We start from the raw sequence: 11,420 nt of genomic DNA, 5'->3' as shown, positions 1-11,420 counted from the left end.
CGGCAGGCGTCACCGGTGACGCCGCGCAGGCCCGCCGTTTGACGGAACTGCTCGCGGCGGTGGCCGACGGCGACCGCCGCGCGTTCGCCGACTTCTACGACCTGACCTGCGCCCGGGTCTTCGGCCTGTCGACGCGAATCCTGCGCAACCCCGCGCTCGCCGAGGAGGTGACGCAGGAGGTGTACCTGCAGATCTGGTCGGGCGCGGGACGTTACGACCCGGACCGCTCCAGCCCGGTCGGGTGGCTGATGACGCTGACCCACCGCCGGACCGTCGACCGGGTCCGGGCCGAGCAGTCCGCCTCGGACCGCAACGCCGTGTACGGGTACGCGCAACTGGGCCGCGACCACGACGTGGTGGTCGAAGAGGTCGGCCAGCGCCTCGACGAGGAGGCGGTGGCCGGCTGCCTGGACTCCCTGACCGCGACGCAGCGCGAGGCGATCGGGTTGGCCTACTACGGCGGCCAGACCTACCGGGAGGTCGCCGACCAGCTCGATGTGGCGCTGCCGACGGTCAAGTCACGCATCCGCGACGGACTCATACGACTGAAGAACTGCCTGGGGGTGAGCACCGATGCCTGAGACCACGACTCCTCCCGGCGACGACGGACTTCTCGAGCTGGCCTACGTGTACGCGCTCGACGCGGTCTCCGACGCCGAGCGACGCGAGATCGCCGAGCGGCTCGCCGCCGCCGACCCGGACACCTCGGCGCAGTTCAGGCGGATCGTGCGCGAGGTGCGGGAGACGACGGCGCGGACGTCGGTCCTCGACGCGACCCCGCCGCCGTCCGACCTGCGGGCCCGGATCCTGGCCGCTGTGGACGAGGGCGCTGTGGACGAGGTCGAGGCCGTCGCCGACCTGGGTGCTCACCGGGCGGCGCGCCGGTGGCGCTGGACGCGAGTGATCTCGGCCGCGGCGGCCGTCGTGGTGATCGGCGTCGGCGGGGCGGTGGCCGTGAACCAGCTCTCCGACAACCAACCCGCGCCGCCGAGCGTCGCGCAGGTGATGGCGGAACCGGACACCTCGACCGCCAGCGCCGAGGTCGCCGGGGGCACCGTCACCGTCACCGCGTCGCGGCAGCTCGACGCCGCCGTCGTCTCGCTCGAGTCGGTGCCGCCGCCGCCCGCGGGGCAGGTCTACCAGATGTGGCTGATGCCGGACGATGGGACGGCCGAGTCGGCCCGGTCGGTCGGGACCATGAGCGCCGACACCATGCCGCCGCCGTCCGGCGAGGTCATCGCCGGTCTCGGGGACGCGCAGACCGTCGCGATCACCGTCGAACCCGGCACCGGTTCTCCGTCCCCGACGACCGACCCGATCGTCGCGGTCTCGCTGGCCTGACCGGCCCCGGGGTCCTTGGCGAGACCCCGGGCAGGCATACGAGGGCGTGTCGGTGCCGTCGTCGAGGCGCCCACCGTCACGGCGTGAGTTCGGATTACCTCCTCTTTGCTCGAAGATGACCAATGCTTATGAAACACGTGCTAGTTTTCGGCTTCGTCCATGTGTGATGCGCAGCACATTGTCGAGTGCGTCAGGATTCACTTCCGCAGAACAGGAGCACGAATGTTTTCATCTTCGCTACCTCGTTACACGGTTCCGGCCGTCGGCGCCGCCGCAATCGCCGGCTTGTTCCTCGGGGCGAGCCCCGCGGCGGCTGCAGTGCAGCAGACGGACTTCCAGACATCTTGTGCAGCACATGCTTTCGGATTTGCAATCCCGAAGACCGTCCAGGGCGGCGTTGTGGTCGACGCGCCGGACTCGGTCGATGCGGGCGAGGACTTCACGTACCGAATTCAACCGACGCCGGCGTCGTATCCCGACGTGGACACCGGGGCAACGACCGTCAACCTGTCGCGGCTCAAGGTCGACTACGAGATTCCCGCGAACGCCACGTTCGTCAAGGCTGAGGTTGTCGCGAACACGGGCACGAACCTGGCCGGCGTGACGCCAGACGTGCAGCGCGTCAACGAGACCGGCGCGCCGGACGCGGCGGGCGGCATCCTGCGACTCTCCGGCAACAATGAGGTCGCGGTGAACGGTCCCGGCGCGGCCGTCGACGCGGAGGGCGGGATCGTGGCGCCCAAGACCAAGGCCAATCTCGACGGTTCCCCGAACGCCGCGGGCGACACCTACTTCCAGTTGCCAGCCATCGACGTCACCGTGACCGCCGGCGCGGCCGGCACCGACATCACCCCGAAGCTGCGGGTCTCGGGCGATGCCGGGACATTCGACAACCCGGCCAACTACTACTCGTTCCTGGCCAACGCGGCGCTCGGCACGACCACGGTCTTCGCGGCCACGAACTGCGTGCCGCGGGACAGTGCCACGGCCGATCTGAACGCGGGTGGCGGCGAACTGGCCACCATCGTGGTCGGTGAACCGGGCCCCGGCGGTGGTGATGGCGACGGCGGCACCGGCAGCGCCGGCAGCCTGACCGATCTGTTCGGTTCGCTGTCCTGACGTAGCTGTCCGCGTCCCGCGGAGGTCGCCGGCCACCCGGCCGGTGACCTCCGCGGGGTGGACCGTCGGGGCTCCGGGGCGACCCGGCCCTGTGGGCGAGCGCCAGATCTGCTGCATTCCAAAGCTTCCGGGGATTGAGCCGCCTCCCCTCGGCCATCGTCAGGACCGGTGGCCGAGGAGGCGCTCGACGAAATGCGGGATCTGGTCCGCGAGAGCCGGTCGTCACCCGGCGCTTCCTGGGTGACTGTCGAGCGCGATGAATCGCCGGAGCTTTCCGGTCGATTCGTTTCGCTCGAGCCGGCCGACGGCTCGGACACGCACCTCCGGATCCGGCAGCCCATGCCGGCGCAGCGCGGCCACCACCGACGAAGTCAGTGTGGCCGTGTCGGGTCGGCCCACCGCGAGGATCTCCGCCCCGGCGCCGGTCTGCCGAACCTGGTACTCGGAGACGCGGGGATCGGTGCCGAGGACGTGGCGGAACGCACTCGCGGGCACCGTGCACTCGCCATAGCGGAAGTCGTCGTCACGGCGGCCGGCGATGTCGGCCACCCGAGCGAATGCGCTTCCGCAGGAGCACTTTCCGGGCAGCATCGTGACCTGGTCGCCGAGGTCGTAGCGAATGAACGGGAACGTACGGTTGGCGAGCCCGGTGGCGAGCGTCCGGGCGGCGGGCTCGTCGTCGCCGACCGGTGTCCCGGCCTCGTCGACGCGTTCGAGTACCACCTCGTCCTCGCACACGTGCAGCCCGCCGGCGTGCCCGCACCCGACCGCCTGCACGCCGATCTCGGTCGACCCCCAGAGGTTGTGGATCGGCACGTGCCAGGCATCACGCACCGCCTGTCGGTCCTCGTCGAGCAGGGGCTCGGAGTTCGTGCTGACCCGGGCAAGCCGGAGCTCCAGGTCTCCCGCCAGGGCCGCGCGGGCGAGCCGGCCCACCACGGTCGCGTACCCGACGAGATGGGTGGGCCGGGCGGCGGCGACCGCGGCGAGGACCTCGTCGAACGGTGCGCGTGCGGGGATCACGACCGTGTCCATCCCCGCTGCGGTCGCGACGTCGAACAACGGCGTGCTGGCATGCGGCGGCTCACCGGCCGTGAGCACGGCGAGGCGGGTTGCATGCGGCGGCCCCCGCCGCTCCTCCCGTGCCTGGAATCGCCAGGCAAGGCAGGCGAAGGACACGAACAGATCCCAGTCCCACGCGTAGACGCCCCGCACGCCGCTCGACCCCCCGGAGCTGAAGATCTGCCGACCTCCGGGTGTGTACGAGAACCACGGTTGCTCGGCCAGAATCCGCTCTGCTTCGCGGCGGTCGAGGTCGGGGACCGTCACGATGGCGTCCCACTCGTCCTGCGCGTCCTGTTTGGTCATCACCGGCAGCCTCGCGAGGTCGGCGACCGTGGCGGAGGACGGATCGAGGCCACGTATTCGCCGCGCGTGAAAGGGCGACCGTTCGTGGGCGTATCCGAGCAGCGCCCGCAGCCGCTGTTCGCGGTAGCGCTCGATCTGTTCCCGCGACCAGTCCAGGCGCAGGATGTGGTCCTCGAACGCCGCCTTCACCGCATCGAGGTGTGCGCCGCGCACGCGCCCATACGCCGCTCTCGCATCGCGTACCCGAGTGCTGGTGTGGACCGAACGGGACATCGCACTTCTCCGTGCCAGGGGAAGATCTTGGGTCAGCTCGTGTTCCCGCCGACCAGTCTTCCACAGCCGCACAATCAGGTCACCCCTGCAAACACGCCGTCGGGTTCCGGGCGACGCTGACTGCCGTCACCGAAGGGACTCGGGGACAATGAACACCATGGCGACCATTCAACCCTCGGCGAGCGACGAGAACTTCGCGACGCTGCAACAGGACCCGTTCTTCGACGTGGTCACCGACCTCATCTCCGGGTACCTCGCCGACGCGTTCGACGACCCGGCCGGCGGGGAGGTGGACCGGTGGACGCTGAGCGCGCTGCCGTCGACCAACAGCTCCGCGGAGCGGCAGCGGCTGTTCACCCTCAACGTCGGGCCGATGGAGGTGCTCTTCGTCGAACGGTTCACCGAGGGCGGCGAGGTCGTGGACTACCGCACCGCGCTGTATGTGTCGGCGTCCGCGCTGACCGCCGAAACAGGCTGCAGCCTGGACGAACTCGCGCTCAGGGCCCCGCTGGTGCGGATCCAGCCGACCTCGATGGAGTCCGCGGCAGGGGACGGCGTCCTGCTCGACTGGTTCCTCTCCGACGAGGGCGCCGACGAGCAGTTCTTCGAGCTGCCGCTGGACAAGGCCACCCGGCCCCTCGCCGAGCATCTCGTGACCAAGGGCCGTGGGCCGTACGCGCAGTACCACAACCGCTCGTTCGCGGCCCACGTGCTCGCGCAGGAGACGACCGATGAGTGACGACCTGCCGATCCGGCTGCCGCGGGTGCTGCGGGACGGGGACGACGCCGGCGCAATCGACGTGCTGCAGGAGTACTTCACTCGCCCGTTCGTCAAGACCGGCCACATCAGGACCGGCGCGCGGTGGGACTCGTGGGACCCCAGCGGCAGGCGTGAGGCCGACGTCGACACCTTCACCGCGGACGACCTGGTCGCGATCACCCTGCTGTCGGTGCAGGTGCCGGCGCAGGGCGCGTGGATCATGCTCGGGGAGGCGAGTTCGGAGCTGAACCGACTGCTCGCGGCGGTGGGCCCGGACCGTGACCTCATCGACGAATCCGACACCATGACGCCGGAATCGCCTGTGTGGCAACTGGAGACGGCGCTGCGCGAGATTCACGGGATCGGTCGCATCGTCGCGTCGAAGCTCATCGCGCGCAAACGCCCGCGGCTCTACCCGATCTACGACGACGTCGTGGGCCGGCAGCTCGGGACGAAGGCCGCGCACCTGGAGCCGGTGCGGCTCGCGCTGTGCGACGGGGGCGGGGTCCTGCACCGGCGGCTGGTCGACCTGCGGGACCGCGCCGGGCTGGACGAGGCGGTGCCCGCGGTGCGGATCCTGGGCGTGCTGGCCTGGATGCAGGGCAAGGGTTACTGAACCCCGGCGGCAGGCCCTTCGTCCGAGGGCGAGGTGTTCGCGGGTTTCCTGCACGGGCGCAGCGCCACCGCCGCCGGGGGATCCACGATTCGGTGGACCCGGTCAGTGCGTAACTCGGTGGTCAAGAGCTGTTCATGTCTTACCCATACGGTCCACGGCATGCAACGAAGAACTCTCTGCCTGCTCGTGGCGACCCCGTTTGTTCTGGCGCTCGGCGCCTGCTCGACCGCCGAATCGGCCACCCGCACGGATGACCTCGCAGTCACCCACATCGACACGATGCAGGTCGCGGACGGACTCAGCCCGTTCGGGCCGGCGCTCGGCGGGATCTCGGGGATCGACTACGACGAGGACACCAGAAGCTACGTTGCCGTCAGCGACGACCGGTCGGAGAAGGGGCCCGCGCGCTCCTACGCCATGACTCTCGATCTCGGTCCGGACGGCGCCTTCGCCGCGGATGCACCGACCTTCACCGAGATGACGACCCTCCTCGCGGCCGACGGCCAGCTCTACCCGAAGAAGGGGGTCGATCCGGAGTCCATTCGCCGTGTTCCCGGCAGTACCGACATCGTGTACACCAGCGAGGGCGACGCGTCGAAGCTGCTCGCGCCGTTCGTGCGCCGCGCCACCGTCGACGGCACCCTCGTCCGTGACTACCCGGTGCCGGCGCACTACACCCCGGTGGCGGGTCCGGACGGTGCCCCGGTGTCCGGCGTGCGCAACAACCTGGCCTTCGAGGGTGTGACGTTCTCCGCCGACGGCTCGAGGATCGTTGCACTCACGGAGAACTCGCTCCTGCAGGACGGCTCGATCGCGACGTCCGCGACCGGCACCGATTCGAGGGTTCTCATGTTCGACAACGCGAGTGGTGACGTCGTCGACGAATTTGTCTACCGGGTCGACGCGATCAGCGGCGACTACCCGGACGTCGTCGACTCAACCGGGTGGACGTTGAAGGCAGATCGTGGGGCGACCGAGATCCTGGCGGTAGACGACGACGAATACCTGGTGATCGAGCGCGGCGCGGTGCCCGGCAAGGGCAACGAGGTGCAGATCTTCTGGACGACCACTGCCGGCGCGACCCCCGTCACCGGCAGGGAGAAGCTCGACGGCACCGAGACCCCGATGCCGAAGAGGCTGCTGTTCGACTTCGCGGACACAGGCGCCAACCCCGACAATGTCGAGGGCATCACCTGGGGCCCGACGCTCGACGACGGCACCCGGACCTTGGTGCTGTGCGCTGACGACAACTTCAATCCGGATGGTGGGCAGCACACCATGTTCCACGTCCTCGCGGTGAGGTAGCGTCGGAGGGCAACGGCGTCAGCCGACGTACTGCGCCCGCCACGCCAGCACCCCGGTGCCGACGGACACGGCGACGAGCAGCACGGTCCAGACCAGGCGGGGCAGGTGGGTGAGGGTGCGCAGCTGGTCCAGGTCCGACCGCCCGGACCGGTTCTGCGCCGCCTCGACGATGGTGCGCAGGTTGCCGATCAGCAGCAGCCAGATCACGACGTAGCCGAAACTCAGCTGGAGCGTGGGTGATCCGTAGTAGGCGACCGTGCCGAACGCGCCGCCCGCGGCGATCAGCACCAGCAGCCCGAAGAAGTTGCGGATGAACGGCACCATCGCCACGACCAGTCCCACCGAGCCCCACAGGAGCAGGGTGAGCTGGCCGCCCGCGATCAGCGCCGCACCCGCGAGACCGAGCAGCGAGGGCGCGAGGTAGCCGGCGGCCGCGGTGAGGACCATCCCCGGTCCGCGGGGCTTGCCGCGCGAGAGGGTCAGGCCCGAGGTGTCCGAGTGCAGCCGGATCCCGGTCAGCCGGCGGCCGGTGCCGACCGCGGCGATCGCGTGGCCGGCCTCGTGGGCGAGCGTCACCGCGTGCCGGGTCAGCTGCCACAGCGGCCCGATCAGCACGAGCGCCGCCGCCACGAGCACCGGGAGGTAGGCCGACCACTGGGTCCAGTACGAGTTCACCCGACCATGGTGCCAACCCGCGTCGCCGCCGCACGGTCCGACCACGCCGAACCCCCGTTCAACGGTCGGGCCTGGGGTGGCTCAGCGCGGGTCCTGGATCCGCGCCCACGGCTTCGCCTGCTCGAGTTCGAACGCCAGCTCGAGCAGCGTCCGCTCGTCGCCGTGCGCGGCGGAGAAGTGCGACGCGATCGGCAGACCCGCGGCGCTCTGGTGCAGGGGCAGCGAGATCGCCGGACCGCCCGACGCGTTGTTCAACGGGGTGAACGCCGTGAAGTTGATGATCTTGGTGAACAGTTCGTCGAAGTCCTGTGTGGGGGAGAGGTACCCGAGTAGCGGTGTGGTGTGCGAGACCGTCGGCGAGAGCACCACGTCGTAGTGGTGGAACATCTGCGCGTACTGCTGATGGGTGCGCCGCAGGCGGTAGAGCATCCGGGGCGTCTTCCCGATGTTCTTGCGGTACATGGCGGCCAGGCCGCGGGTGAGGTTGTCGGTGCGGGCCTTGTCGAAGTCGGCGCCGAGCATCTTCTTGCCGCCGTTGCAGACCGCGAAGGACAGGAAGCCCCAGTAGAGGCTGAAGTCGTCGACGAAGGCCTGCCCGAACGGCAGCGGCATCTCCTCGACCCGGTGCCCGAGCCCGTCGAGCAGTTCCGCGGTCGCGTGCACGGCGGCGCGGGTCTCGTCGTCGGTGGGGACGCCGGTGATCGAGTCCACGATCACCCCGACCCGCAGCCGCGTTCGGGACGGGCCCTCGACCAGGCGGACCGGCGCCAGCCTGGGGTTGCGGTAGAAGGACTCGGCGGCCGCGTAGAACCGCGCGGTGTCGCGGACCGTCCGGGTCAGCGCGCCCTGCGCGATGATGCGGATCGGCATCGTCTTGTCCTGGGCGTCGGGCAGGGTGCGGCCGCGGGTCGGCTTGAGCCCGACCAGGCCGCAGGCGGCCGCGGGAATGCGGATGGAGCCGCCGCCGTCGTTCGCGTGCGCGATCGGCAGCACCCCCGCCGCGACCAGCGCGGCGGACCCGCCCGACGACGCGCCCGACGAGTACGCCGGGTTCCACGGGTTGTGCACGGGCTCGGCGTCGGCGTACTCGTTGGAGCAGCTGAACCCGAACTCCGGCAGTCGGCTCTTGCCGAGCGGCACCAGGCCGGTGGACAGGAGCTGGGTGACGCAGTCGCTGTCCCGGGCGGCGGGCTTCGGGGTGAACGCCGCGCTGCCGTCCCCGGTCGGCAGTCCCGCCACGTCGACGTTGTCCTTGACGATCGTCGGCACCCCGGAGAAGACGCCGCCGCGGGGTCGCTCCGCCAGGCTCAGTGCGCGCTCGAAGTCGGGGAACTCGATGCCGTTGAGCGAGCCCTGCACCGCCTCGGCCCGCTCGATCGCCGCCTGCACCACCTCGCGGGGGGAGACCTTGCCGGCGGCGATGGCCTCGGCGACGCCGGTGGCGTCGAGGTCGCCGAGGGCGTCGTCGCGGAAGGCGTGGATGCGGGTGTCGTCCGTCATGCCCCGACCCTAGGCCAGCCCGGGGAGGGCGCGGGCGCGGATTCGGCGTGCGGTCACCGCGGATCCACCTCCCGCACCCCGTCGTCGGTGAGCTCGAGCCAGCGGGTCGCGCCGATCTCCCGCAGGAACGGCAGGTCGTGGCTGGCGACGATCAACGCGCCGCGGAACTGGGCCAACGCCTCGGTGAGGTGCTGCAGGCTCGGCAGGTCCAGGTTGTTGGTGGGCTCGTCGAGCATCAGCAGCCGCGGCGCCGGCTCCGCGAGCAGGATCATCGCCAGCGCCGCCCGCAGCCGTTCCCCGCCGGACAGTGCCGAGGTGAGCACGTCGGAGTCGTTGCCGCGGAACAGGAACCGGGCCAGCCGACCCCGGATCTGCTCGGCGGTGGCGTGCGGCGCGGCATCGGCCAGGTTCTGCGCGAGGGTGCGGGTCTCGTCGAAGACGTCGAGCCGCTGCGGCAGCGCCCGCCACGGCACCCGCGGCGGCGTGTCCGCCAGGGCCCGGAGCAGGGTGGTCTTACCGATGCCGTTGCGGCCGACCAGCGCGATCCGTTCCGGGCCGGTGACCGCCAGCGACACCGTGGGGCCGCAGGCGAGGGTGAGGTCGGCGACCTCGACCACCTGTTGGCCCGGGTGAACGACGCTGTCCGGCAGGTCGATCCGGATCTCGCGGTCGTYGCGGACCAGTTCCTCCGCCTCGGTGAGGGTGCGGCGGGCCTCGTCGAGCTTGTCGGCGTGGTTGCCGCGCAGCTTGCCGGCGGAGGCCTGGGCCTGGCTCTTGCGTTCGTTTCCGACGATCTTCGGGTACCGATTCTCTGCCACCATCCGCTTGCCGTAGCGCAGGCGCCGGTCGATCTTGGTCTGCGCCTCGACCAGCTCGCGGCCCTGCCTGCGCACGTCGGCGCGGGCGTCGCGGACCGCGGCGCGGCCGGCCTCCTGCTCGGCCTCGACGGTTTCGCGGTAGTGGGCGAAGTTGCCGCCGAACATGCGCAGCTCGCCGCGTCGCAGCTCGGCGATGGTGTCCATCCGGTCGAGCAGGGCGCGGTCGTGACTGACCACCACGACGATGCCGGGGAACTGGTCGACGGCCGCGTACAGGCGGGCCTTGGCGGACAGGTCCAGGTTGTTGGTGGGCTCGTCGAGCAGCAGCACCTCCGGGTCGCCGAGCAGGGCGGCGGTCAGGCCCAGCAGCATCGTCTCGCCGCCGGAGAGGGTGCCGACGGTGCGGCCCAACGCATCCGGAGTCGGTGCGACGTGCGCGAGGCCGAGCCGGTCCAGGGTGGCGACCGCTCGCTCCTCGACGTCCCAGTGGCCCGTGGCGTCGGCGAAGTCCTGCTCGGTGCCCTCGCCGGATTCGATGCGGTGTAACGCTTTTCGCTGGTTGTCGATGCCGAGGACGCCGTCGACCGTGCGATTCGGGTCGAGGGTGAGGTCCTGGCGGAGATAGGCGAGCCGGCCGTGCGCGGTCACCGAGCCGCGGTCGGGGGTGAGGTCGCCGGCGATCAGCCGCAGCAGCGTCGACTTGCCCGCGCCGTTGCGGCCGACGAGTCCCGTTCGGCCGGGGCCGAATACGGCGTCGAGGCCCTCGAAGGCTGGGTCGCCGTCGGGCCAGGTGAAGGTGAGGTCGGACAGGGAGAGATGTGGCATGAATGCTCCTCAGGGTGGGTGCGGCGACGTCGGGCGTGCACGAGCACGCGACGCCGATGGCGCGTCACTACCGCTGAAGGAGCAAGGGCCCTTCTCCAATTCGTCGACAACAGGTCTGGCAGCCACGGTACCGACGGCTCCGTGCGTCGGCAACCGAATTGTGCGGCTCGCCACGCCCGCGCCCTCCCCGATGTCACATTGGGGCCCGTAGGGATGCCCGATGTGACATCGGGGAACTTGCGGCCAGGGGCGAGTGAGCGGCCTGCGTCAGATCTGCGGGCCCTCGGCACGCAGGTCCTCCACCTTGCCCATCGCCTCCCGCAGTTCGGCGAGCCACTGCTCGCTGTGCTGGCCGGCGAGCCGGACCGTCCACTTGAGTGCGTCGGCCCGCGAGCGGGCTACCCCGGCGTCGACCAGCGTGTCGAGGACGATCCGTTCGGGTTGGCGCAGCCGCGTCATCACCGGCACCGCGAGGTGGGTGAACAGCGCCTGCCGCTCGCCGAGCGTCGCGCCCCACGCCACCTTGCGTCCGTACCGGGCCTCGGCCTCGTCGGCGATCCGCATCCGCTCCGTGCGGGTGGCCTCCCGGAACCGGGAGATCCGACCGTCGGCCGCGGCGGGGGAGGCGTCGTCGGGGGCCGGCAGCTCGCCGGTCACCACGATCTCCTCGCGGTCGACCTGCACGGTGGCCGGTCCGGTGAACCAGTCGTCGGGTAGCCGGCCGGCAAACCACTCGGCGGCGTCGCTCGCGTCGGGGGCCTCGCCCTGCTGCCAGCCGAAGCGTCGCCCGCCGGGTCCTGGTGCATTCCTCATTGCTCTC

Annotated in this window: 11 protein-coding genes; 6 read left to right on the top strand and 5 right to left on the bottom strand. The window is 70.8% G+C overall.

What is annotated here, in order from left to right:
* From sigK to AC1DU4_RS20075, 3 genes are all read left to right on the top strand, one after another.
* On the top strand, positions 1 to 581 hold a 581-nt coding region (gene sigK / locus AC1DU4_RS20085), incomplete at its 5' end, for an ECF RNA polymerase sigma factor SigK (protein WP_477842777.1).
* Positions 574 to 1,341 (top strand): anti-sigma factor, encoded by a 768-nt coding sequence (locus AC1DU4_RS20080; protein WP_477842775.1) that lies wholly within the window; start codon positions 574 to 576, stop codon positions 1,339 to 1,341. The genes sigK and AC1DU4_RS20080, both read left to right, overlap by 8 nt.
* A 222-nt stretch (positions 1,342 to 1,563) precedes the next feature.
* The gene (locus tag AC1DU4_RS20075) at positions 1,564 to 2,460 is read left to right on the top strand and encodes a hypothetical protein (RefSeq protein WP_477842773.1); all 897 of its coding nucleotides are present in this window, start codon (positions 1,564 to 1,566) and stop codon (positions 2,458 to 2,460) included.
* Between the two features lie 222 nt (positions 2,461 to 2,682).
* Here AC1DU4_RS20075 and AC1DU4_RS20070 read toward each other — a convergent pair whose 3' ends face one another.
* A complete protein-coding gene (locus AC1DU4_RS20070) occupies positions 2,683 to 4,101 on the bottom strand; it encodes a phenylacetate--CoA ligase family protein (protein ID WP_477842771.1) in 1,419 nt (472 codons plus the stop codon).
* Between the two features lie 157 nt (positions 4,102 to 4,258).
* Between AC1DU4_RS20070 and AC1DU4_RS20065 the strand changes: the two genes are divergently transcribed.
* From AC1DU4_RS20065 to AC1DU4_RS20055, 3 genes are all read left to right on the top strand, one after another.
* On the top strand, positions 4,259 to 4,840 hold the full coding sequence (locus AC1DU4_RS20065; protein ID WP_477842769.1) for a hypothetical protein: 582 nt from the start codon (positions 4,259 to 4,261) through the stop codon (positions 4,838 to 4,840).
* Entirely contained in the window at positions 4,833 to 5,477 is a 645-nt protein-coding gene (locus AC1DU4_RS20060) for a DUF6308 family protein (protein ID WP_477842767.1), read from the top strand. The genes AC1DU4_RS20065 and AC1DU4_RS20060 overlap by 8 nt, the downstream gene beginning before the upstream one ends.
* Positions 5,478 to 5,636: 159 nt before the next feature.
* A complete protein-coding gene (locus AC1DU4_RS20055; RefSeq protein ID WP_477842765.1) occupies positions 5,637 to 6,782 on the top strand; it encodes an esterase-like activity of phytase family protein in 1,146 nt (381 codons plus the stop codon).
* 18 nt (positions 6,783 to 6,800) lie between these two features.
* On the opposite strand, the gene AC1DU4_RS20050 is transcribed toward AC1DU4_RS20055, so the two are convergent.
* The 4 genes from AC1DU4_RS20050 to AC1DU4_RS20035 form a co-directional block, all read right to left on the bottom strand.
* Positions 6,801 to 7,457, bottom strand: a complete 657-nt coding sequence (locus tag AC1DU4_RS20050) for a M50 family metallopeptidase (protein ID WP_477842763.1) — start codon at positions 7,455 to 7,457, stop codon at positions 6,801 to 6,803.
* Positions 7,458 to 7,538: 81 nt separating this feature from the next.
* Positions 7,539 to 8,957, bottom strand: a complete 1,419-nt coding sequence (locus AC1DU4_RS20045) for an amidase (protein WP_477842761.1) — start codon at positions 8,955 to 8,957, stop codon at positions 7,539 to 7,541.
* A 53-nt stretch (positions 8,958 to 9,010) separates the two neighbouring features.
* Positions 9,011 to 10,600, bottom strand: a complete 1,590-nt coding sequence (locus AC1DU4_RS20040) for an ABC-F family ATP-binding cassette domain-containing protein (protein WP_477842759.1) — start codon at positions 10,598 to 10,600, stop codon at positions 9,011 to 9,013.
* Between the two features lie 267 nt (positions 10,601 to 10,867).
* A complete protein-coding gene (locus tag AC1DU4_RS20035) occupies positions 10,868 to 11,413 on the bottom strand; it encodes a hypothetical protein (protein WP_477842757.1) in 546 nt (181 codons plus the stop codon).
* Positions 11,414 to 11,420 lie beyond the last annotated feature (7 nt).

The sequence above is a fragment of the Rhodococcus sp. P4_F5 genome, from assembly GCF_056401315.1.
This window is presented reverse-complemented; position numbering and strand designations above follow the sequence as displayed.

Coding starts and splice junctions, on each gene's coding strand:
- AC1DU4_RS20070 (WP_477842771.1), bottom strand. CDS start 4,101: ATGTCCCGTTCGGTCCACACCAGCACTCGGGTACGCGATGCGAGAGCG.
- AC1DU4_RS20035 (WP_477842757.1), bottom strand. CDS start 11,413: ATGAGGAATGCACCAGGACCCGGCGGGCGACGCTTCGGCTGGCAGCAG.
- AC1DU4_RS20080 (WP_477842775.1), top strand. CDS start 574: ATGCCTGAGACCACGACTCCTCCCGGCGACGACGGACTTCTCGAGCTG.
- AC1DU4_RS20060 (WP_477842767.1), top strand. CDS start 4,833: ATGAGTGACGACCTGCCGATCCGGCTGCCGCGGGTGCTGCGGGACGGG.
- AC1DU4_RS20065 (WP_477842769.1), top strand. CDS start 4,259: ATGGCGACCATTCAACCCTCGGCGAGCGACGAGAACTTCGCGACGCTG.
- AC1DU4_RS20045 (WP_477842761.1), bottom strand. CDS start 8,957: ATGACGGACGACACCCGCATCCACGCCTTCCGCGACGACGCCCTCGGC.
- AC1DU4_RS20075 (WP_477842773.1), top strand. CDS start 1,564: ATGTTTTCATCTTCGCTACCTCGTTACACGGTTCCGGCCGTCGGCGCC.
- AC1DU4_RS20055 (WP_477842765.1), top strand. CDS start 5,637: ATGCAACGAAGAACTCTCTGCCTGCTCGTGGCGACCCCGTTTGTTCTG.